General features: G+C 39.6%; 18 protein-coding genes and 5 tRNA genes. 14 read left to right on the top strand and 9 right to left on the bottom strand.

The genetic code is table 11. The features are described 5' to 3' along the window. Window positions 1–174 precede the first annotated feature (174 nt). Window positions 175–474, bottom strand: a complete 300-nt coding sequence (locus ACWIUO_RS07680; RefSeq protein WP_454177319.1) for a hypothetical protein — start codon at window positions 472–474, stop codon at window positions 175–177. A gap of 266 nt (window positions 475–740) precedes the next feature. Here ACWIUO_RS07680 and ACWIUO_RS07675 point away from each other — a divergent pair, with 266 nt between their 5' ends. The 10 genes from ACWIUO_RS07675 to ACWIUO_RS07630 all read left to right on the top strand — a co-directional run bounded on the left by ACWIUO_RS07675 (window position 741) and on the right by ACWIUO_RS07630 (window position 9,291). Next, a complete protein-coding gene (locus ACWIUO_RS07675) occupies window positions 741–2,789 on the top strand; it encodes a DNA polymerase III subunit gamma/tau (protein WP_454177318.1) in 2,049 nt (682 codons plus the stop codon). Continuing rightward, the gene (locus tag ACWIUO_RS07670) at window positions 2,790–3,506 is read left to right on the top strand and encodes a tRNA (adenosine(37)-N6)-threonylcarbamoyltransferase complex ATPase subunit type 1 TsaE (protein WP_454177317.1); all 717 of its coding nucleotides are present in this window, start codon (window positions 2,790–2,792) and stop codon (window positions 3,504–3,506) included. Window positions 3,507–3,706: 200 nt separating this feature from the next. Next, window positions 3,707–4,435 carry an LPS export ABC transporter ATP-binding protein gene (gene lptB, locus ACWIUO_RS07665; protein WP_454177316.1) on the top strand — a complete coding sequence of 243 codons (729 nt, stop codon included), beginning with the start codon at window positions 3,707–3,709 and terminating at the stop codon, window positions 4,433–4,435. Between the two features lie 18 nt (window positions 4,436–4,453). Next, window positions 4,454–5,791, top strand: a complete 1,338-nt coding sequence (locus ACWIUO_RS07660) for an RNA polymerase factor sigma-54 (RefSeq protein WP_454177315.1) — start codon at window positions 4,454–4,456, stop codon at window positions 5,789–5,791. 27 nt (window positions 5,792–5,818) lie between these two features. Continuing rightward, a complete protein-coding gene (locus tag ACWIUO_RS07655; protein ID WP_454177314.1) occupies window positions 5,819–8,323 on the top strand; it encodes an endonuclease MutS2 in 2,505 nt (834 codons plus the stop codon). A 315-nt stretch (window positions 8,324–8,638) separates the two neighbouring features. Beyond that, window positions 8,639–8,729 (top strand) — tRNA-Ser (locus ACWIUO_RS07650). Window positions 8,730–8,797: 68 nt separating this feature from the next. Then, a tRNA-Pro gene (locus tag ACWIUO_RS07645) sits at window positions 8,798–8,875 on the top strand. A 49-nt stretch (window positions 8,876–8,924) separates the two neighbouring features. Next, window positions 8,925–9,001 (top strand) — tRNA-His (locus tag ACWIUO_RS07640). A 54-nt stretch (window positions 9,002–9,055) separates the two neighbouring features. Beyond that, window positions 9,056–9,132: transfer RNA gene (locus tag ACWIUO_RS07635), tRNA-Arg, on the top strand. An 82-nt stretch (window positions 9,133–9,214) separates the two neighbouring features. Beyond that, window positions 9,215–9,291 (top strand) — tRNA-Arg (locus ACWIUO_RS07630). A gap of 110 nt (window positions 9,292–9,401) precedes the next feature. Here ACWIUO_RS07630 and nusB read toward each other — a convergent pair. Both nusB and ribH read right to left on the bottom strand, forming a co-directional pair. After that, on the bottom strand, window positions 9,402–9,806 hold the full coding sequence (gene nusB / locus ACWIUO_RS07625; protein ID WP_454177313.1) for a transcription antitermination factor NusB: 405 nt from the start codon (window positions 9,804–9,806) through the stop codon (window positions 9,402–9,404). A gap of 58 nt (window positions 9,807–9,864) precedes the next feature. Beyond that, window positions 9,865–10,335, bottom strand: coding sequence for a 6,7-dimethyl-8-ribityllumazine synthase (ribH, locus tag ACWIUO_RS07620; protein ID WP_454177312.1), 471 nt, complete (start codon window positions 10,333–10,335; stop codon window positions 9,865–9,867). Between the two features lie 299 nt (window positions 10,336–10,634). Here ribH and ACWIUO_RS07615 point away from each other — a divergent pair, with 299 nt between their 5' ends. Beyond that, on the top strand, window positions 10,635–11,663 hold the full coding sequence (locus ACWIUO_RS07615; protein ID WP_454177311.1) for an outer membrane beta-barrel protein: 1,029 nt from the start codon (window positions 10,635–10,637) through the stop codon (window positions 11,661–11,663). Between the two features lie 165 nt (window positions 11,664–11,828). Then, window positions 11,829–13,877: a single-stranded-DNA-specific exonuclease RecJ gene (locus tag ACWIUO_RS07610; protein ID WP_454177310.1), complete on the top strand. Its 2,049-nt coding sequence runs from the start codon at window positions 11,829–11,831 to the stop codon at window positions 13,875–13,877. Window positions 13,878–14,009: 132 nt separating this feature from the next. Here ACWIUO_RS07610 and ACWIUO_RS07605 read toward each other — a convergent pair whose 3' ends face one another. Genes ACWIUO_RS07605 through ACWIUO_RS07590 form a run of 4 tightly spaced genes read right to left on the bottom strand, consistent with a single transcriptional unit; the run spans window position 14,010 to window position 19,995 of the window. Further along, window positions 14,010–15,242, bottom strand: coding sequence for a hypothetical protein (locus ACWIUO_RS07605; protein ID WP_454177309.1), 1,233 nt, complete (start codon window positions 15,240–15,242; stop codon window positions 14,010–14,012). Next, complete coding sequence (gene dapE, locus ACWIUO_RS07600; protein ID WP_454177308.1) at window positions 15,229–16,581, bottom strand: succinyl-diaminopimelate desuccinylase; 1,353 nt, start codon at window positions 16,579–16,581, stop codon at window positions 15,229–15,231. Before dapE ends, ACWIUO_RS07605 begins: the two co-directional genes overlap by 14 nt. Before the next feature lie 27 nt (window positions 16,582–16,608). Further along, window positions 16,609–19,359: a tRNA uridine-5-carboxymethylaminomethyl modification enzyme MnmG/GidA gene (locus ACWIUO_RS07595; RefSeq protein WP_454177307.1), complete on the bottom strand. Its 2,751-nt coding sequence runs from the start codon at window positions 19,357–19,359 to the stop codon at window positions 16,609–16,611. 57 nt (window positions 19,360–19,416) lie between these two features. After that, entirely contained in the window at window positions 19,417–19,995 is a 579-nt protein-coding gene (locus tag ACWIUO_RS07590) for a manganese efflux pump MntP (protein WP_454177306.1), read from the bottom strand. A 275-nt stretch (window positions 19,996–20,270) separates the two neighbouring features. Here ACWIUO_RS07590 and ACWIUO_RS07585 point away from each other — a divergent pair, with 275 nt between their 5' ends. After that, window positions 20,271–20,816 carry a ClbS/DfsB family four-helix bundle protein gene (locus ACWIUO_RS07585; RefSeq protein ID WP_454177305.1) on the top strand — a complete coding sequence of 182 codons (546 nt, stop codon included), beginning with the start codon at window positions 20,271–20,273 and terminating at the stop codon, window positions 20,814–20,816. Between the two features lie 23 nt (window positions 20,817–20,839). After that, window positions 20,840–21,754, top strand: coding sequence for an arginase family protein (locus ACWIUO_RS07580; protein ID WP_454177304.1), 915 nt, complete (start codon window positions 20,840–20,842; stop codon window positions 21,752–21,754). 49 nt (window positions 21,755–21,803) lie between these two features. Here ACWIUO_RS07580 and ACWIUO_RS07575 read toward each other — a convergent pair whose 3' ends face one another. Together ACWIUO_RS07575 and ACWIUO_RS07570 are read right to left on the bottom strand one after the other, a co-directional pair. Further along, window positions 21,804–21,968 (bottom strand): hypothetical protein, encoded by a 165-nt coding sequence (locus ACWIUO_RS07575; RefSeq protein ID WP_454177303.1) that lies wholly within the window; start codon window positions 21,966–21,968, stop codon window positions 21,804–21,806. A 235-nt stretch (window positions 21,969–22,203) separates the two neighbouring features. Further along, a complete protein-coding gene (locus ACWIUO_RS07570) occupies window positions 22,204–23,355 on the bottom strand; it encodes a DNA adenine methylase (RefSeq protein ID WP_454177302.1) in 1,152 nt (383 codons plus the stop codon).

Below are 23,355 nucleotides of genomic sequence, written 5' to 3'. Positions count from 1 at the left end.
CGTTGTCAATAAAGCAAGCGTTGCTAAAAAGCATAAGCGAAATCTTATCACAAGAAGTTTTAATAAGTTTTTAACTTATTTAAGAAAAGCGACTTAAAAATAGGCATAAAATCTAACCAAAATAGCAATATGGCTTAAGACATATTTTAATAACATTTTTTATGTTATTTGGGCTTATTTTTCTTCCACTAGGTTGCTAAATGCGGCGTCATTTGATAGCTGTGTAGCGATTTGCATAAATGAAGTGGCTTCTTTTTGCAAATCTTTAATCGTGTATTTGTCGATAAAAGGGCATAGGGTTTGTAGCTTTTTGTAAATCTTAGTAGGCACTTTTGTGCGAATTTTTTGTAGTTGAAAATGTGTGATATTTGGGAGGGTTTTAAAGATGGATTGCAAATCTTTGGTGGAGATTTTGTAGCTGTGGATTTTGCTATTTTTTGGCGATTTTGATTTTTGGTTTTTTGTGGTTGTCATTTGTATTCCCCTTTGTTGTTTTTGTTGTTGATTTTGTTTGTGATGTTGCATTAAGCCTTTTTGTTAAGCCATTTTAGCGTGCATTTGGACTTTAAAACTTCTATACAAGACGATAACAAGATATATCGCTACTGCAAGCCAACATTTTATCGTTTTGTTGCAAATGTTGCAAAAATGTCATTATAATTTCAACTTATTTTTTACTTATTTATTTTAAAAAATTTGCATTTTGCGTGAGATATTATCGCTAAAAATAAGGAGAATCTATGTCGCTTGCCCTAGCTCTCAAATACCGCCCACAGCTGTTTTGCGACCTCATAGGACAAGATGCGATTTCTAAGACGCTAGGAATGGCATTGGATAAAAATCGCATTGTTCATGCGTATCTTTTTAGCGGGCTTAGAGGCAGTGGCAAGACAAGCTCGGCTAGGATTTTTGCGCGGGCTTTGGAGTGTGAGAGGGGACCTATCTCTACGCCTTGTGGGGAATGTGATATTTGCAAGGCGACATTAGAGGGGAGAAATATCGATATTATCGAAATGGACGCCGCTTCAAATCGCAGTATCGATAATATCCGCGATTTGATTGAGCAAACCAAATACGCCCCCGCAATGGCACGATTTAAAATCTTTATCATAGATGAAGTCCATATGCTGACAAAAGAAGCATTTAACGCATTGTTAAAAACCCTTGAAGAGCCACCGCCGTATGTGAAATTTATCCTTGCGACTACCGACCCGCTAAAACTTCCTGCTACGATTTTATCGCGCACGCAACATTTTCGGTTTAAAAAGATTCCACATAGGCTGGTTGTGGCGCATTTAAAAATGATATTGCAAAAAGAAGAAGTGGGGTATGATGATGGTGCGCTAGAAATCATCGCTCGCTCGGGCGGAGGGAGCTTGCGCGATACACTAACGCTAACTGACCAAGCGATAAATTATTGTGATAAATTTTTGACTACACAGCAAGTAACTCAAATGCTAGGCGTGGTAGATCCACAGGTGTTGAGCGATTTTTTTGGGAGCATTTTGCATAATGATGAGGAGGGGCTAAAAAGAAATCTAGAAACGCTAAGCGAATATGAATGCGAAATGATAATCGATGAAATGCTACTTTTTCTAAAAGACGCGCTTTTTGGCGGGAATAAGGATTTTCCTTTGTTGCTTTTGGATAGATTTTTGGGGATTTTATCGCGGGCAAAATCCCTGCTAAATCTAAATCCTGATGGCGGGTTTGTCCTAACTCTCATAAGCCTAAAAATGCGCGAGGCAATGAAGCTAAAAGATATAAATGAAGCGATAAATTCGCTAGAAAAAACAGGTGTTTTATCTAAAAATCTACCCCAAAATCCCATACAAAATAACGCACAAAATCTATCCCAAAATCAACCCCAAAATCTAGCACAAGATTTATCGCAAGAATCTATGCCAAATAAAGAGCGCAATACCCAAAATCCCCCAAATACTGCAAATGACAACACACAAGATTCTAGCACGCAACCTATGCCAAATCCTAGCCAAATGCCACTAACGCCCACAAATGCGACAAACCAAAATCTAGCTAGCGACTTAGATAATGCAAAATTTGATGAATTAGTCAAAAAAATTTATGACCGCTCTTTTGAGCTAGGCGAAGTGTTTAGCGCGTGCGTGGAGTTTGAATGCGTGAAAGAAAATGTGCTGTATTGGAAAGCTTGCCCAAATGAAAACCAAAAAGGGCAACTAACGCGTGGATATGCCGTCATAGTCGCGCTTGCAAAAGAAATATTTGGCGAAACAATAGCGATAAAAAACACCGCAAAAGATAGCAAAAATGATACAAATCCTAGCAACCCCACAAATCAACCCCCTAGCCAAAATCTGAACCAAAGTCCAAGACAAAACCAAAATATGGAGGAATCTAAAGCAGAGCCTAATAACGCCATAGAATCTAGCATAACAGAATCTATTATTCAAACAAATATGCAAGAAAATCCCCAAAATAACGCGCAAGAATATGCGCAAAACAATTCGCAAGAATCTAATCCACAGCATATCGATTCTGCAAATATAGATTCTAGCGATACGGATTTTGGCGACTTTGACCAAAGCAAATCTATGGAATCTAATGAGCCAAATGCGACTCACACGACTAATGCGACAGAATCTAACGAGGACAATAAAGCGCAATCTAATGACAACGATTTAGCAAAGTCCCAGCTTCAAACTCAACAATTCATCGCCCAAAACAAAGAGCTAATCGATAGCATAAAGCAAAATTTTGGCGCGACACAAATGCGCGTGCAAGATGACAACAAGCCACAAACAACATAAATGACAAAAACAGCACAAAATCTAACACGAAGCTATGGGCAAAAAACGCCCACACAATGCGCAAAAAACGCCGACATTTTTTGCGCAAATGTGGCAGATATAGCGACAATCGCTAATATGATTTTGGAGAGAAAAGAGAGGATTTTTGTATTAAGCGGTGCGGTAGGAAGTGGCAAGACTACGCTAGTGCAAGCGGTGCTATCGCTTATGCAAAACAAGCAAAATCCACATAATAATGGCAAAAAAAACTCTAAACAAGGCACAAAAAAAAGCGCGAAAGAAAGTAGTAAAAAAAGTAGCCTAGATTTTGAGGATTTTGCTTTTGTGCGGGCTAGCTCACCTACTTTTGGGATACGAAATGAATATGGCAAAATCGGTAGTCAAAATGCCCCAAAAAATAGCACAAATCAAACAAATAACACAGATTATGGCAGTGTTTTTCATTATGATTTGTATCGTATCGATGTGGATTATGTGCTAGAGCTTGGGCTTTTGGAATGGCTAGATGATGAGGGGTGGCATTTTATCGAGTGGGGAGAGGAAGTGATGCCTTTGCTAAAACAAAATGGCTTTGAATGCGTAGAAATCATTATTAGCGAGGATTTAGATGATTTAGATGAGGTTTTGCAAAATGACCAAAAACCACAAACTATCAAAAATCTATCCGCCACTCTAACGCCAAATGATTCTAAAAGATTTTATAGATTTTTGTCATAAATGCCAAAAAAGGACTAAAAAACGCAAAAAACGCCACAGATTAAAACAACGCAGTTATAATAACAAGCAATTTTTGTTCTTATATATTTTATGTTCCCTGCATTTATAGACTCATTATCAAGCATTACAAATCAATATCAAAAACCACAAAAAAACACAAAAAACACAAAAAACACTTACAAAACATACTAAGGAAGGCGATGGGAGAGCATAAGCTAGAGGCAAAAGACTTAGCCAAGCATATCAAAAAAACAAAAATTGTAAATGGTATCTCTCTTTTTGTAGAAAGTGGCGAAGTAGTCGGGCTTCTAGGACCAAATGGAGCGGGAAAAACCACGACTTTTTATATGATTTGCGGGCTTTTAGAGCCTAGCTCTGGGGGGGTGTTTTTAGATGGGGAGGATTTATCAGCATATCCATTGCACAAAAGGGCAAATCTAGGCATAGGCTACCTCCCGCAAGAATCTAGTATTTTTAAAGATTTGAGTGTGGAGGAAAATCTAGCACTAGCAGCGGAAGCGACTTTTAAAAACGCCAAAGCAGCCACGCACAAAATCGAGCAAATGTTAGAAGCATTTAACATAGAGCCTATACGAAAGCGCAAAGGGCTAAGCCTAAGCGGTGGGGAGAGACGGCGCGTAGAAATCGCACGCGCATTGATAAAAGAGCCAAAGTTTATTTTGCTTGATGAGCCATTTGCAGGGGTGGATCCAATCGCTGTGATAGATATTCAAAAGATTATCCAAAAACTTGTAGATATGGATATAGGCGTGCTTATCACGGACCACAATGTGCGAGAGACGCTATCGGTGTGCCAAAGAGCCTATGTGATAAAATCTGGCTCTTTGCTTGCAAGTGGCAGTGCTGATGAAATCTACCAAAACGCCCTTGTTCGCCGTTATTATCTAGGCGAGCATTTTAGAGCGTAGCAAGACTTAGGGGAGCAAATGGCGCAAGGAGCGATTCGCCTACGGCAAAATATCAAAGGCAAATTATCTACCACGCTTAAAAGCTGGTTGCCCATTTTGCAGGGGGATTTATCCGAAGTGGAGGAAATCCTAAAAGATTGCGCTATGCAAAATCCATTTATCAATATTAAAAACGCTAGAGAAGAGGATTTTGGCAACATAAATAAAGCAAGCAAATCTAGCAAGCAAAGCAATAGCATATCCACAAAATCTAGCATAAGCGAGAAAATCGAGCAGCTAACTATCGCAAAAGATAGCTTCTATGAAAATCTAAAATCCCAAATTAGCCCTCCGCTTTTTCCTACGGACATTTCTCAACAAATCGCGTTTGATATTATCGAGGGGATTGATAGTGAGGGGTATTTTAGGGAGGATAGCGAGGTTTGCGCTAAAAGGCTTGGCATAGAGGAAGCAGAGTATGAAAAAATCCGCGCTAGATTTAGCTATCTAGAGCCACGCGGAGTGGGGGCAAAAGATGTGCTAGAATCCTTTTGCTTTCAGCTAGAATCTAGCGGGGCAGATAATGACACCTATGAGCTTTGCACGCAAATAATCCACAATCTAAGCACACATACGCAATACAAAAAAAGCCCCTTTTATGAAGAAGCGATGAAAATCATACGAAGTTTTAAAAATCCCCCCGGATTAGATTTTGACTATGAGGACGCATACAAAATCCCCGATATTTATGTGCTAGAAGAAGAGGGCAATATCATCGTAAAAAGCAATGATGAATACTACCCAATAATCGAGCTAGAGAGGCAAGAATCTAGGCTTGAGACATTGCAAAACAATCGCAGTGCAAATCTCACAAACGAGGAAAAAGACACCCAAATCTACATAAAAACCAAAATCAAAGAAGCGCGTGATTTGATAGACGCCCTAGAAATGCGCAAAGCCACGATAAAAAAAGTGGGGCTTATGATAGTGGATTATCAGTATGATTTTTTTATGGGAGGGGAGATGAAGCCTATGAAGCTAAAAGATATTGCCGAAGAGCTAGGCTATGCTCCAAGCACCATTTCACGCGCCATTTCTAATAAATATTTGGAATGCCAAAGGGGGATTTTCCCTATAAAGAGCTTTTTTACCACCGCGATTGAAGGCGATGTAAGCAATGCTTCAATCAAAGATTTTCTAAGCGAAATCATAAAAAGCGAAAATCGCAAAAAACCGCTAAGCGATTTGAAAATCTTAAAAATGATAGAGGAAAAATTTGAGCTAAAAATCGTCCGTAGGACAATCACCAAATATCGCAAACAGCTAAATATCGCAAGCTCAAGCGAGCGCAAAAAGCTATATGAAATCGGGTATTAAATCACGCTTTATGCCAAAACTATGCAAATGCCAAATACACAAAATACGCAAAATACACAAAATAACATAGATTTTTGCCAAAATATAAACGCCTTCACAGCGCGACAAGAAGTGCAAAATGATTTTTTGCCATTGCATAGTGGGGGGGATTTTAGGCTGATAAAACAGCTTGATTTAGAGCATTTTATCAACCAATTTAGCTTATTTTTGGCACGAAAAAAACCCATTTATTTGCAAGGGGATTTAGGATTATATAAAAAGATTTTAGATGAGCTAGATTTGGCGTTTGCTAGCGCGTCTTTGCCTGCTATCCCACGCGTAGAATCGCTAGATTTAGCACTTTTGCATTTAAGCAAAAATGGCATCTTGCATTTAAGCCAAATCTTTAACATATCTAAGATTTTGAGTTATTTTTCTTTGCTTCAAAAACACGCCCAAAAAAACCCACAAATCCCACCCCAAAGTAGCCTAAAACAATGGCTAGATAAAATCATTTTCCCGCCAAATTTACTAGAATCAATGCTGATTTTTACCCAAAAAGGCGAGATAAAAGATAGCATTTTCCCTCAAATAGATTGCATAAAATCAACGCTTAGCAATGTCGTTTCACAGATAAAAACCGAGCTAGCTTCACTTCTAAATTCTGCCAAAATAGAGCCATTTTTGGTGGATAAACAAGTGCATTTTATTTATGAATCCCAATGCCTCTTGCTAAAAGCTGGATTTAGCAAAATCCTAAATGGCAATATCTTAGAACGCACGCAAGCGGGGTATTTTTATGTCCTGCCAAGTAGCATAAAAGGGCTTTATGAAAAGCAAAATTCTTTGCGCGATTTGCTTGAAGTAGAGATTGCAAAAATATGTGAAAATCTATCGATTTTGCTAAAAGCACATTTGCTTTTTTTGCGCTTTATTGATAAAGAATTTGATAAATTTGACTTGCTTCAAGCGCGGATAAATTTTGCAAAAAAGCATAATTTAGATTTTATCTTGCCTACTTCACAAACTTCACAAGCTCCACAAAGATTGCAAAGTATCCAAAATCCACACAAAACACGCGCTAAAAATAACCATAACAACGACATTAGCCACGATTTTGATACAATCATTTTACGCGATTTTTGCCACCCGATTTTGTCAAATCCAAAGCCTATCAATACTACATTTGACAAAGGCGCACTAATCCTTACAGGCGTAAATGCAGGCGGCAAGACAATGCTTCTAAAATCTATTTTAAGCGCGGCATTTTTGGCAAAACATTTATTGCCTATGAAAATCAATCCGCATAAAAGCAAGATTCCACATTTTAAGCGTATCTATGCCATCATCTCTGACCCGCAAAATACCAAAAATGATATTTCGACTTTTGCGGGGCGTATGATAGAATTTAGCCAAAATTTAGATAAAAAAAATATGCTTTTAGGAATCGATGAAATCGAGCTAGGCACGGACGCTGATGAGGCTAGCTCTCTTTATAAAGTCCTGCTAGATGAGCTATTAAAAAAGCGCAATAAAATCGTGCTTACCACGCACCACAAACGCCTTGCCTCTCTTATGGCTGGGGATTTGCGCGTGCAAATGAGCGCGGCACTTTTTGATATTGCGCTAGGCAAGCCGTTGTTTGATTTTATGCACGGAAGCATTGGCAAAAGCTATGCCTTTGAGAGCGCGGAGAGATATGGGATTTCGCCCCTTTTGCTTGAGCGGGCAAGGGAGCATTATGGTGCAGATAAAGAGAGGCTAAATGAGCTAATCGAGCAATCTAGCAAACTAGAAATAGAGCTAAAATCTAAAAATGAGCAAGCAAGAAAAGAGCTAGAAAATCTAGCAAAAAAACACCAAGAATATGATGAGCTAATACTTGCTTTGAGGGAGGATTTTGCCAAAAAAGAGGCTAGCTTGCAAGAAGCCTATAAACAAGCTCTAGACGCGCTAAAACAGCAGGCAAATACGATGAGTGAAGCGCATAGAAATATCAATAATGCCCATAAGATTTTGGATAATTTTTATGAAAAAAACAATAATGCAAAAAATAATAATCTAGCCCAAAATCTACACCAAAATAACGACTACAAAAAAGGCGATAGCATAAAATATAATGGCAAAAGGGGCAAAATCTTAGAGGAAAAAGATAAGCATTTTGTAATCGAGCTAGATTCTGGTATGCGACTAAAAGTGCAAAAAAATTCTCTAAAATCGCATTCTAGGCATTTGCCAAGCCAAACCCTAGAAAAAGACACAAGCCCAAACCCTATCAAAAAAGGCTACACGCTAGAGAGCGTGGCAAAGGGGGCAAGTCCTAGCCTTGATTTGCACGGATTTCGCGCAGAGGAAGCGATAGAGGCGATGGAGGATTTTATCTCACAAAGTTTGGTGGCGGGGTTTGATGAGGTGGCGATATGCCACGGGCTAGGCGGAGGCGTGCTAGCAAAAATCACAAAAGAATTTTTAAGCAAGCACCCAAAAGTGGTTAGCTTTGGCGATGCGCCTGCCAATCAAGGCGGAATGGGCGTAAAAATCGTTCGCTTGTAGGGACTTGCTTGCAAGATTTTATAAGATTTTGTTGTGTTGGATTGATGTGAGATTTGCGCAAAGCTATTTTGGGATTGCAATAAATCTTAGTCAAAATGCGTCATAATTTATGGAAAGCAATATAAACAAGACACAAAATCTAGCCAAAATATAGTCAAAATCTAGCAATATGTAGCCAAAAATCTATGATATTTAAGGTATATTTTATGCAGTATAGAGTAAAATCACAGCTTTATTTTTTGCAAAATTTTGTCAAAATGAGTTTGATAGATTTTGCTTTTTGCCTTTTTTGCTTTATGGTAGTTTTTTTCGTAAGGACAGATGGGTGAGTGGCTGAAACCACACCCCTGCTAAGGGTGCAGATCTTAATCGGGTCTCGAGGGTTCAAATCCCTCTCTGTCCGCCATCTTTTGGTCCGCCATTTTTGGCTTTTTGTTCTTTACATTTTACTAGCATTTGGCTAGATTCAAATATCGGGGCGTAGCTCAGTCTGGTTAGAGTACTTGGTTTGGGACCAAGGGGTCGAAGGTTCGAATCCTTTCGCCCCGACCATTTGAAGTTTTTTGATTTTGTTGTGTTTTTATGGATTGAAATTTTTATGGTGGGTATAGCTCAGTTGGTTAGAGCATCAGTTTGTGGCACTGAGGGTCGTGGGTTCGAGCCCCATTACCCACCCCATTTACTTTTGACTTCTTTTAGATTCTTTTATACATTATCAAATGATTAGATTTTGCGTTCGTAGCTCAATTGGATAGAGCATCAGACTTCGGATCTGAGGGTTAGGGGTTCGACTCCCTTCGGGCGCACCACCGAGATAAAATCTTAAAGATAAAAGTCTTAAAGAAAAAATCTTAAAGATTTTAGATTTTGGTTATGGCTTTGCTAGATTTTGCGCCTATAGCTCAGCTGGATAGAGCAACGGCCTTCTAAGCCGTAGGTCAGAGGTTCGAGTCCTCTTGGGCGCACCACTTTTGCTATTTTTGCTATGACATTAAGGTTTTTAACGCTTCTTAAAATCCCTCCAAAATCCATAAAAACTTCACAACATAACCCGCATAAAAATTCCACAAAAACAACCCTAATCCTGCTTTACTTTTTTGATTTTATCTAGCACGCCATTTATGAGTTTTGTCGCGTTTTCATCAGCATAGTTTTTTGCTAGTTCTATGGCTTCGTTGATTACGATTGCGGATTGTGTGCTGGTGTGGGCTATCTCATACGCCCCAAGCCTTAGTATGCTTTTTTCCATTTGCCCTAGTCGCTCAAAGTCCCATTCTTGCAGGTTTTGCGCTAGCTCAAAATCTATTGATTCTAAATGCTCCATAACCCCACCAAAAAGCCCGAGTGCAAAATCTTTTTGCTTATTTTTGATTTTGCGGGATTCTAGGAAGTTTGGCGCAAAATCTTTTGTGTTTGCATTGCCACTTTGATATGCGTATAATAGCGCGATTACCGCTTCTCTAGCGTGTGTCCTAGTCGCCATTTTGTGCCTTTTTGTGGAGTTTAGATTTTGCTTTTTTTGCCAAATCTAGCCCAAAAATCTATACTTTTAATTCCGCATAAAGACTTAGCAATTCTATAAGCGAACTCATCGCTTCAAAGCCCTTATTGCCCGCTTTAGAGCCTGCCCGCTCGATTGCTTGCTCGATATTATCCGTGGTTAGCACGCCAAAGCTTACGGGCATTCCGTATTTTAGAGTCGTATTAGCTATGCCCTTTGTAGCCTCTGCGCTCACATAGTCAAAATGAGGCGTCCCCCCACGGATAATCGCGCCAATCGCGCACACGCCATCATATTTTTTGCTAGATAAAATCCTATCAAGCACAAAAGGTAGCTCAAACGCCCCAGGTGCTAAAATCAAATCCAAATTTTTTGCATTTCCTCCGTGTCTTAGAAAGCTATCTTGCGCCCCTTCGATAAGTCTATCGGTTATGATATGGTTAAATCTAGAGCAAATAATTGCGATTTTTTCACTGCCTTTGAGTAGGATTTTCCCTTCGATTTTATTCATTTTTTCTCCTTATTTGTTGGGGATTTTGCGTTATTTTATGGTGTTTTAAGATGTTGCAAAATTGAAATTTTACACTATTTTATTTTGATTTGATTTTGTATTTTTGCATTTTGCAAAATCTTTTTATGCAAACTTTTTGCAAAAAATCTTAAAACTTTATGTCAAACATTTATTTTTAAAGTGCATAATTCCAAAAAATCATAAGAGTTACTTTTAATATATACTGATTTTGCGACCAACTCAAAATAACCCAAACAATCAAAAGTAACTTTTATCAAATCCAAATACAAGGGGTAAATATGCTACAAAATATCGCATTTAAGGACACTTATCAGCACAAAGCAAAATCTAATAGAAAATCTTTTTTGCTAAATTCTCTTTGTCTTACTGCATTTTGTTCATTTGCACAAGCTACGCAAAATCCAAGTCAAAATCTTACAAATTCTACAAATAATCCAAATAGTGAGAATGCAGCGTGGCAGCAAACACAACAGGCACAAGATAGCACAAGTCAAAATCTATTAGACACGCTATCAGACGCGACTTTGCAAGATACAATGACAAAACAGAGCGCAAATGAAAATAATGAAAATAAAGAAACGCAACAAAAACAAGATAGCCCAAATGCCACCGATACCACAGATAAAAATCCAAACCAAAATCCACAGCAAGAATACAACAAAAAAGAAGCACAAAACCTCCCACCAGAATCCACGCCAAAATCCACCACAACAAAGCGTGGATTTATCGGGCTAGAGGCTTCTTATGCGGGGTTAAAGTATGATGAAAAAGGCACGCTTGGTAGCGTAGTAGGGAGTAGCATAGCACCTAGAGCGGAGTCTAGCGGTGGCGGGCTAAAGATAGGCATACTTGGCGGGTATAGGCATTTTTTCACGCAGGGCATAGGGGTGCGGGGGTATGCAAATATTGATTATTTTGAATCTCAAGCCCCTGCAAATCTATCTGTTGGCACGATTCAAGCGATTCATTATGGTGTAAATGCAGATTTTTTGATGGATTTTAAGCAAATAGGCGTATTTTTTGGGCTAGGGGTAGGGGGAGTGCATTATTTTGGCAGTGGGGTAAATAGGCTAAAAAGCGAAGCAAAATCTAGCTTTTCAGGTTTTGGCGTGTCGCAAAATGGCGTAGAAACGGGCTTGCAGATAGGATTGCAATCTGCTGTATGCAAATCAGTAGGCATAGAATTAGTCGCAAAGATTCCATTCATATCGCATTATTTTATCAACAAAGGCAGTGAGGCAAATATCATCTCTAGGCAGATTACGCAGAGCTACACGGTCGGAGCTAGAATCTTGCATCATTTTTAGTTTGTTTGCGTGGATTTTGTCGCATTTTTTGTCGCGCTTTAAGTCGCTAGGTTTTTTATAGGTTTGTAGATTTTGGGGTATAATGCCAAGATTTTAATCACGCCTTACACAAATGCTTAGGCAAAATCTAACACACAAAATCTAACACAAAAGAATCTAGCATAAATGACAGCACAAACTTCACAAACCACGACAAATCCACAAAATCAAATTTTGCAAAATCCACCAAAAAATCTATTTGCAAATCCACCCCTTACCAAGACAAAAATCCGTGAGATTTTGCATAATCGAAATAAAAAGTGGGACTACACTTCGCTATCTTCCCTCCCCAACCCCTACACCCTAAAAGACTGCGAGCTAGCCTCTCAATGCCTAGCCAAAGCCATAGCTAAACACAAGCAGATTTTAATCATAGGGGATTATGATGTCGATGGGATTGTCGCTAGCGTGGTAATGATGAGGTTTTTTTACGCGCTAGGTTATGCAAATGTGCGCTACATTATCCCAAATCGTTTTAGAGATGGCTATGGCGTAAGCAAGCAGATTTTGGAGCAAAATCCTAGCGAAATCGTAATCACCGTGGATAATGGCATAAATGCGTTTGAAGCGGCGGATTTTTGTGCCAAGCAAAAACGCACGCTCATCATCACAGACCACCATTTGCCTAAAATGCAAGAATCAAAGCAAATCTTGCCAAACGCAGATTTTGTGATAAATCCAATGCAAAGTGATTGTGGATTTCCACAAAAAGAGATTTGCGGTGCGCTTGTGGCGTGGTATCTATGCGCGGGGATAAAAATCGCCCTGCAAAAAAATCTACAAAACAATCTACAAGAAAATCTGCAAGAAAATACACAAAAAAATGCGCAAGAAAATCTACACAAAAATCTACACAAACATTTGCAAGCAAACCCCCAAAAATCTAGCGCGACAGCATCTAGCCAAGCAAACCCAAATGAGCTAGAATCTAGCGCGATAAAATCGCTTGATTTAGCCCCTTTGCTAGAATTTGTAATGCTAGCAACGATTGCGGATATGATGCCGCTAAAACATATCAACAAAACCATCGTGCTATATGGAATCAAACGGCTTAAAACCTCGCATTTCCCCTGCATAAACGCGCTAAAATCATTGCTAAAAACGCCATTTATCACGGCAAGCGATATTAGTTTTAGCATTACGCCATTGCTAAATGCGGCGGGGAGAATGGGGGAGGGGAGAATCGCAAGTGAATTTTTGCTAGATTCTAGTGAAGTGAGTTTGGGTATGCTAAAATCTATAAACGATGAGCGCAAAAAATGCGCCAAAGACACGCTAGAATCCGCGCTAAAAAATCTGCAAACATACCCTAGCGCACTCATCGCACTAGGGCAGTGGAATGAGGGCGTGCTAGGCATAGTCGCTTCCAAACTTGCCAAACAATTTAACAAATGCGCATTTGTGCTAACCAAGACGCATAAAGATGGCTGTCAAAACCCCGCAGATGAGAATCTAAAAGAGCAAGATTTACAAAAGCAAAGTTTGAGGGCGCAGGATTTGGCAGAATGGGATTTGGGGGCGCAAGATTTGGCAGGGCAAAATCTTGCAAATGAAAATATTACAATCCTAAAAGGCTCGGCACGCTCGGTGGGGAATGCAAATGTTGTGGATTTGCTAAGCGGGGCGCAAGATATGATGGAGAATTTTGGAGGGCATAAAAATGCCGCAGGACTAACGCTAAAAGCGGAGCGATATGAGGATTTTTGTGCTTATGTGGAGGGGTATAAAACAACAGATATTAGCGATATGGCAGAATGTGATGAATGTTTGGGAGAGATTGATTCTAGGGAGATTGGCGTAGAATTGTTAGAAATATTAGAATGCTTTGAGCCTTATGGGCAGGGCAATCCAAAGCCGATATTTATAGCGACTTTGCAAGTAGAATGCGTAGAGATTATCAAAGAAGTGCATAGAAAAATCACTTTTAAGCCATTAGATTTAAAATCTAGCAATGCTTGCACCATAGAATTAAATCAAAATCTTGACTCAAAAAAAAGCCAAGATTTTGCCCAAAATTACCGCCAAGATTCTAGCCTAGATTCATTAAAAGCGATGTATTTTTTTTGCGAAAAGCAAATCAAAAAAGGCGAAATCCTCACAGCCAAATTTACGCTTCAAAGAGACGCATTTAGCGGCAAAGCTACAATGATTATCATTGATTGTTGGCAAATCTAGGCGACTTGCCAAAGCCAAAATGCGCAAAAATCATTTTGGCATCATCTGTGGCAAAATGTTATGATTTATGCTGATAGATTTATGCTAATGGTGGTTTTAGATTTGTTTATAGGATTTTATATCGCAAGATTTTTATTCCTTATAGCCTAGATTCCTTAGCGTGTAACTAATATCAAACATTCTGCTATTATCGCCGTTATGTTCTGCGATTTTTAGCTGTTTGATTTGAGAATCTATGCTTAGATTTATCGCGTTATATTTCCCACCAAACGCACTAAATGCGATTAAAGCCATTAGCGTGAGAATGCCTTTTTGGATAGGTTTTTTGCAAAATGCACTTAAGGCTAGATTTGCAAAAAGCGCGATACAAGCAACAAGCACAAAATAGCGCGATAGCGTTACGCCGTATTGATTTATGCGGATAATTATGGCGTAAAATGCGATAGCATTTAGCACAAAAAGTGCGCTAAGCGGGATAACAACACGCATAATTTTGGTGAGCTTTTGGCGTGGGTCTTGACTCATAGAATCTAGCGGATTTTGTGCCATATTTAGCCACCATAAAAATAGCGCGAAAAAGATATACCAAAGCACCAAATGCACGATTGAAAATGATTCTTTTGATGTTGTAAATCCTAAAGTAATGCTGATAAAATACAGCAAAAACATCGCTATATAAATGGTTGCAAAAATATTTAATATGCGCAAAAATATGCCAAATTTTGATTTTCTTTCGCGCTCAAACGCGCCCAAAAATAGCAAAAATATCATTTCAGAGACGCATATTATTGGGATAAAGGTAAATTTTTGATTCCAAATGTCAAACAATGCGTAAAACAATCCTGTAAAAATCAACCAACAAATGGTTATCACTACGCCAATAGAAGTTATAAATAACGCACAAAATGTAGCATTATACAGACTATGGAAAGAATCGCCAATCTTTAGCGCGAAAAAGGCAAGAAAGCAAATAAGATAAAGTGCATAAAGATATAGATAATGTCTTGGGTCAAAATCTTTTAATGATAAAAAATCGATATAAAAATAAAGTAGCATAGCCACTAATATATAAAAAGCAAACTTAGCTATTTGGATAATGTGCGTTGGCAATGTAAAGTTTTTGTGGGACAAAAAGCGCAAACCTTGCAAATAAATAAAAAGCGATTCTACTCCAAAAGCTATCGTTATCAACATATTATTAAAATGCCAAATATTCTCAGATAATAAAGCAGGTGTTGTAAGCAAAATATTCATAATAAAAAACATTGCAACATAAAGCGATGCAGATGAAATAAACGGATACAATCTAAACGCGTTTAAAATATCATCAAACATTTGACGAGAAAAAATACTAGGCATTTTCATTGGTAAATCCTTTTGTGTGGGTTTGTCTTGTGATATTATCCAAAAAATCTAAAAATACTTCATAAAGCCCTATAATTTCAAATATTTCTACACATTCATCAATGCTGTGGATTTTGTCATTTCGCACGCCAAATTCTGCGACTTCTATGCCAAACGCGCTAGCAAATCTTGCATCGCTTGTCCCGCCACCTGTGCTTAATTCTGGCGTTATGTGCGTGATTTTTTCTACACTTTTGGCTAGATTTTGCACTAAGATAGAATCCGCATTGCTTAAAAATGGCTTTGAGCTTTGATTTAGCGTTAGGTCGCATTTTACGCCTTTGACTTTGGATTCTATCATCGCTATGGCTTTTTGTAAATGCGATTCTAAATCGCTTAAATTTGTCAGCGTAGAATTTCGCAGATTAAACCTCAAAACAACTTCGCTAGGCGTTACATTGCAGACTTCAAGCCCACCGCGAATATCCGTAGCCACGAGCATAGAGGGGGAAAAATGTTCGTTGCCATTATCTAGCTTTTGCCCTGCGATTAGTGGCAAAGCCACAGCTAGGGCTTCGATAGGATTTAGGCATTTTTGTGGATAGGCTGCGTGCCCCTGCTTGCCGATAACCCGCAGAGAGCCATTTATCGAGCCTCGCCTCCCTATTTTGATAATATCGCCAAACTTGTATTCACAAGTCGGTTCTGCGACAATGGCGTGCGTGGGGAGCAAATCTAGCTTTTTTAGCTTTTCTAGCGCATATCGTGTGCCATAGATTCCATCGCCCTCTTCATCGCTAGTTAGCAAAATCGAAATGATAAAACAATCATTTTGTGGATAATGCTTTGGATTTTGGCTAGATTTCGCGCTAGATTTTATTTGTGCCTGTTTGTTTGGATTTTGGTTTAGATTTTGTTTTTGGTTTGCAAAATCCACCACCGCGCGCACAAAGCACGCTACCCCTGCTTTCATATCTTGCGCACCTCTGCCATAGATTTTGCCCCTCTTTATCGCCCCACCAAATGGATTTTCACTCCAATGCTCCCCCGCAGGCACGACATCGATATGCCCCATAAAGCAAAAATGTTTCATTGCGTTTTGTGCTTGATTGTCTTGCGGGGTTTTTGTGTTTTGTGTGGCGTGTGGCAAAATCTTATAGGCAAAAAGATTTTTTACCCCACCTTTATCAAAATGCAAAAACTGAAAATCCTCCGTTTGATTTAGGTTAGATTTTATGATTTCATAGATTCCGCATTCTTGCGGGGTTACGCTTTGGCGTTTGATTAGCTCGCATAGTAGCTCTATGCAGGCTTTGTGTCTTGGGGGGAGATTTTGTATATTTTGGGGCGTTTTTGGCATTTGTGTTCCTTATTTTTTTAAGCTTTTTTAAGATTTTTTGTTGCGCAAATGAATGTGTAAATGCAAGACATCAAGGCTAGCAGGCGTTATGCCACTGATTTGACTTGCTTCAAATAGCGTGCTAGGGCGCGCTTTGCTTAGTTTTTCTATGACTTCAAGCGATAGCCCAGAGATGCCCTTATACTCAAAATCTTGCGGAATCTTTAGCTTTAGCATTTCATTGCTATTTGCTACATCGGCTAGTTGTTTTTGTATGTAGTTGTGGTATTTAGATAGGATTTGGACTTGGTGCAATGTGCGATTTGACATTGTAGAAAAATCGGGCGGGATTAGATTTTGGGGTATATTTGTAGCTAGATTTTTATCATTGTTTGGGGTTTGTTTTGTGGCGTGATTTTGGTTTGCATTTTGTGGCGTGTTTGCTCGCAAACTAGAATCTTTCTGCCCTGCTTCGAGGCGCAAAAAATCCTCTAATGCGATAAAATCTGCACGCAAACTAGCAAAATCCTCCCCCATTTTATTATCTTTTTTTTCATTCTCTTTTGTTTCATCGCCCCGTATTTCATACCTGCCGACAATATGCACTAGGGCGGTTTTGTCATTTAGCGGATTTTGGTTTATGCTAGCTAGGAAGCTCTGCACCCTTTTGCTAGGCGTGATGGAGGTGGATTCTAAATACGCCATAGATTTGGCAATATCGCGCTTTTCTTTGGCGAAAATCTCATAATCACTAGGGGAAATACTGCCTAACGCTTTGGCGTATTCTAGCAGGCGATATATGGCATTATCCTCGCGCAAAAGCAGGCGATACTCCGCACGAGAGGTAAAAAGTCGATAAGGCTCTTTTGTCCCTTTGGTTACCAAATCATCAATCATCACGCCAATATAGCTTTCATCACGCGAAAAAACAAGCTCTTTTAATGGCTGATTTTGGGTAGTTGTTTTTTTTGTCATTGCAAGATTTTGCATAGCAACATCGTGGCAACTTATGTTTTCATTATTTGTGTCATTTTTTGCTTTTGTGGGAAGCGAAAAATCCACATTGTCATAACTTTTGTCATATTGAGGGTGTGAGCTAGAAATATCTTTATTTTTTATTTGTGATTTAGATATTTCGCTTCGCTCAATATGACAAAGGGTTTTGGTATGGCAAGATAGATTGCCACGCTCGCTATCGCTCGCTCGCAATGACGATTCTGCCATACTAGAATCTATGCTACCATTTTCCGCTACAATTCTAGCAAGTGAGGTGGTGCTTGTGGAGTTTTTTGCAGATTTTGGGAGTGAGCTAGGCTCTCTTGCCTGCGAACTCTCAAAATCTACAAAATCTATGCAATGACTACCCGCAGGCGAATTGCTTGAAAAAAGGCTTAGGGTTGCATTGATTCCAGCCATTAACCCCAACGCCCCCGCCTCCTCATACCCCGTAGTCCCATTGATTTGCCCCGCTAGATATAGATTATCCACTTCCTTGCATTCAAGCGTGTGTTTTAGCTGTGTAGGCTCTACAAAATCATATTCTATCGCGTAGCCATAGCGCGTTATGCGTGCGTTTTCTAGCCCTTTTATGCTGTGTATGATTTGTTCTTGAATATCCACAGGTAGCGAGGTGGTAAGCCCATTTATGTAGTATTCGACTCTATCTTTTGTCTGTGGCTCTAAAAAAAGCTGATGACGCTCTTTGTCCGCAAAGCGATTGATTTTATCCTCGATACTTGGGCAATAGCGCGGTCCCACTCCCTGTATCTGCCCTGTAAATAGCGGTGCGCGGTGGAAATTTTCTCTTATGATTTTATGCGTTTTTTCATTGGTATATGTTACAAAGCAGGGCAAATCAAGTGGCGTAAATTTGCTATTTGTTTGCTCCAAATCTAAGCCCGTATGGTAGCTAAAATATGGCGGATTTTTATCACCTATATGCTGCTCTAATGCAACAAAATCAATACTTCTACCATCGATGCGCGGGCAAGTCCCTGTTTTTAGTCGTCCTAGCGTTAGCCCTATTTTTTTTAGGCTTTCGCTTAGCTCATTGCTAGCACTCTCGCCAAATCGCCCATTGATGATTTGATTTTCCCCGATATGCACAAGTCCGCACAAAAATGTCCCTGTGGTGATGATGATTTTGTCTGCGTAGTAAGTCTTGCCTATGTTTGTGCGAATGCCGATAGCTTTTTTTTGGTTTTTGAGGGGGGCTTTTTGTGGTGGATTTTTTTGCGAAAAACTTTTTTGCGCAAAACTTTTTTGTGAGAGGCTTTTTTGCGTGGTGTTTTTTTGCGGACAATCGTGGAGTTTGGATTTTGCGCTAGATTTTGATTCACACTCTGCGCTAGATGGGCTAGATTCTAGGCTAGAATCTAGCAGGATTTCGCACGCCATCTCTTGAGATATGCTTAGATTTTGCGTGTTTAGAGCTAGATTTCGCGCATAGATTCTGTATGCGTCCATATCGATTTGTGCGCGTGTGCCACGCACAGCTGGACCTTTTGAGGCGTTTAGAGTGCGGTATTGGATTCCGCATTTATCGCTTATTTGCCCCATCACGCCACCTAGCGCGTCTATTTCTTTGATTAGGTGTCCTTTGCCAAGTCCGCCCATAGCGGGATTACAGCTTGCAAGGGCGATATTTTCTACCAAAATCGTTAGCAAATGCACTTTTGCGCCCATTTTGGCAGCTATGCAAGCTGCTTCTAGTCCTGCGTGTCCGCCACCTACGATGATAATGTCAAAATCTTTTTCAAATTTTTTTTCAAAATCTTTTTTATGTTGCCTTGCTTGCATATTTTTGCCTTGTTTAATATGTAAAATAAAAAAGCGCAATTATAGCAAAATCATATTTTAAATCCCCTCTATTAAATGCTCGATTAGGATTTTTGTGCCAATAAGGATTAGGATAACGCCACCTAAAAGCTCTATTTTGTTTGAAAATCTATTTGCAAAATGCAAGCCAAAGCGATTGCCTAGATTTAGGGCTAGGGCTGAAAATATCGCTGTGATGATGGCTATGCAAAGCGCGTTTGCATAGATATGCGTCTCTAGCACGGCTAGGCTTACCCCCACCGCTAGCGCATCTATGCTAGTGGCAATGCCTAAAGGCAACATAATCTTATAGCCAAAATCCGCCCCCTCCGCACCGCAAGAATGCTCTTTAAAAGACTCTTTTATCATCTTTGCCCCGATAGCACTAAGCAGCAAAAACGCTATCCAATGATCAAATCTAGCCATAAAAGAGGCAAACCCCACCCCTAGCCCATATCCAAGCAATGGCATAATTCCCTGAAATCCACCAAAATACATAGCGACAATAACATAATGCTTTAATCCCACTTTTTTGACACTCAAACCTTTGCAAAGGCTTACCACAAAGGCATCTGCAGACAAAGCGCAGGCGATAAAAAATATGCTTAAAAAATCCATTTTTGTTCCTTGAAATCTTTATTTTTTTGTCGTGGCGTTGCTAAGCTTAGCGCAAGATTTTGTGCTTGATATGATAAAATTGCGATTTTAGCAAAATCAAAACAAAAGATTAACAATAATAAAGACGCGAGTTTTTGAAAATTTTAGTTGCGTGCGCTATAAACGCGCAAAATCGCGTGGATTTCGTGCTAGATTCACACCAAACAAGAATCTAGCTTTTTTAAAAAATAACCATTTAAAAAATCTAGCTTAAAATCCAACAAAAAGGAAGTAATATGCCTCGCCCGCGCAATAAAGATGAGCTATTGTCAGCGATAAGTGATGAGTTTGCCAAGCTTTTGGGGCTTATAAAAAGCACGGCTAGCGATATGTTGGAGAGGGATTTTGCCAAAGCATTGCGTGATAATGCACGCGATAAAAACGCCCGCGATGTGCTTATCCACCTCTATGAATGGCATATAATGCTAGAGGATTTTATCGCCAATAATTTGGAGCGCGAGGGCGGAAAATTTACACAAAAGCCAGAGATTGCGCCATTTTTGCCTCCCCCGTATAATTGGCGCACTTATCCACAGCTCAATGTAGAGATTTGGCAAAAGCACCAAAGCACAAGCTTGCAAGACGCGCTAGAAAGCCTGCAAGATAGCCATAGCAGGATTGTAAGCCTTGTCAAAAGATTTAGCAATGATGAGCTATTTGGCAGGGGGCATTTTGACTTCACAGGGGCAAATGCGCTCGCTTCATATATGATTTCAAGCACTTCTAGCCACTATGCGTGGGCGACAAAGCAACTAAAAATGGGCTTCAAGGGCAAAAACTAAGAACGCTAAAAAAGGAAAACACAATGCAAAATCAAACACTAAAACTCATTTTTCCACAATGGCAGGGTGGCGATATAGCTGGATTTTTCAAGGATTTAGAGCCTAGCGTTGTCGCACGGGGCTATGTTTTGGGCGCACAGATTTTAGATTTGCTTTCGCGCGATATAAATCCAAATTTAGATAAAAACACTGCGATTGTGGATATTTCGCGCGATTTTTTCGTGGATTCTAAAAATGCGCGAATCGTGCAAGATGGCATAATCGACAAAGAGATTTTGCGCGCCCAGCACAAAAACGCGCTTAATATTTTACACGCCAAAAATCCTGCCAAAATCCTAACTTTGGGCGGAGAATGCGCCACAAGTATCGCGCCATTTGGCTATCTAGCGGATAAATACAAAGGCGATGAAATAGCGATGATTTGGATTGATGCGCACCCTGATTTGGGCGTGAAAAACGATTTTTACAAAGGCTATCACGCGATGGCGGTGAGTGCGCTTATAGGCGACTTTGGCTTGGCACAGGATTTCGCGCTCCCTGCGTATATCAAGCCCCAAAATGTCCTTTTTATCGGGTTACACTCAAATGAGGCAACACATTATGATTCGCGCCGAGTGGAGCTAGGCATACAAGCTATTTGGGGCAAAGATATTGCAAATGACGAGGCAAAGGCGTTTGGCGCGATTAGCGCGTGGATAAAGTCGCGTAGCGTGAAAAAAGTGCTAATCCATTTGGATTTAGATGTGCTAAATCCGCGCGAACTCTATGTCGCGGTGGGTGATTCTGGAATCTTGAGTGTAGCACAAGTGGTGGGCGCGATAAATGCCGTTAGCCAAAACGCCGAAGTAGTCGGGCTTACAATCGCAGAGCATTTGCCAAAAGCACAGATTGAGCTACAAGAAATGCTAAAAAATCTGCCGTTAATCAAGGGTGATTAAAGATTAAAAGCGCGATTATGGGCAGTAAAATAAGATTCACGCGCAAACTTCACTGATTTGCGTTAGGATTCACGCGCCGTTTTAAAATGCTTTTTATTAAAGATTCATCGGCGTTTTGGAGTGCTTCAAATAAGCCAAAGTAATTTAGCAGTTTTTTAAGTTGTGCTTCTGTGTATTTGCCTTTAATCGCAGATTTTTGCGCGTTTTCTTGCACTTTTTAGACTTTTTTGCAAAATCTTTGAAAAATTTGTGATTTTCCTCTTGACTTAGAATCGTGCTTGTGTTTTATGATTATGCTTTGTGATTTTGGTTTGAGATTGCCACGATTTTGCGACTTTTGACAAGGATTTTTTACAAGGTCGCAAAATCCCACAAAATAGCTTTAAATTTTAAAATTTAAAGCCAGCAAATCCTCCCACACAGATTTTGCCTTGAGTTACCATATCATTTTATCGTTGCAAAATCCACACAAATTCTTTAATGGATTTTTGGGCGTTATTTTTGTGGCTTTTAAATCGCGGATAATCTAGCTCTATAAAATCCACACGCCCATTTTGCGCGTGTAAAATGCTTTCAATTTGGCTTTTGCTCATTATCCCCTCGCTATTATAGCTTAGCACGAGAGCTTTATAATGCGGGCTTTTGGCGATTTTTTCTAGCTCTAGCGGAGCGAGCTTGGCATTACAAAAGTTTGATTTTTGGAAATCCCACTCGCGCAGTCCAGCCACACCTTTAATGCGCGGATTGTCATATTTGGCAATGGTTTCTAGCAAATGATAATTTGGTGCGTATTGACGGTGATTATATGGCGGGTCAAGGTAGAGAATGTCAAAAGGTGCGCCTGTGTGTGAATCTAAAATCTCTAAACAATCCCCACAAAAGCAACGATGATTTTTTGTGGATTTTGCGCGTGGATTTGGTGCGTTGTTTTTGGAATCTAAATCATACAAAAGCGTGATTTCTTTTAAGATAAAAGGCTTTAATGCGCGTTTATCCCAGATTTTGCAAAATGCCGCATACACGCCCGCGACATTAGCAAAAAACGACACAGATTCTAAAAGCGTGGCTAGCAAAATAAAGTATTCGTTTTGAGTGATTGCATTTCGCACTCTCCACGATTCAATCTGCAAACGCACAGCGTCAATTTTTTGGGCGTTTTCATTGCTAAAATACATTCTAGGTTGCGACAAATCCTTGCTCCCACTTGGTGCGTAATTTTCATAAATAAACCCTGCTTTAGGTTCTAAATTATTGAGATAGCGTAACACTTTTTGATATGGCGAAGCAAGCAAATTTTGCGTCTTTATCTCACGCAAAATCTCATCTAAATTTTCAAAATTTGGCTTTGTATTGTTACCTAAATACGCCATTTGTAAGCAATAAGAAAAGTAAAGCAAATCACAACTAACCACTTCAAAGCCTTTGCTCTTAAAAAATCTCCCTACGCTTGCACTTCCGCTAAAAGCATCAAAAAATGTTTTATGCGAACTTGCCTCGCCAAAATCGCTAGAATCTGCCATTTTACGCTCCACAATCCCGCATTTTTGCATAAAATCATAGATTTTAGGGATTAGGTTTTCTTTGTTGCCGATGAAGCGCAT

Source organism: Helicobacter sp. T3_23-1056 (assembly GCF_053654535.1).
Note: the sequence above shows the minus strand (reverse complement) of the source record. Positions and strands in the feature narration are given on the sequence as shown.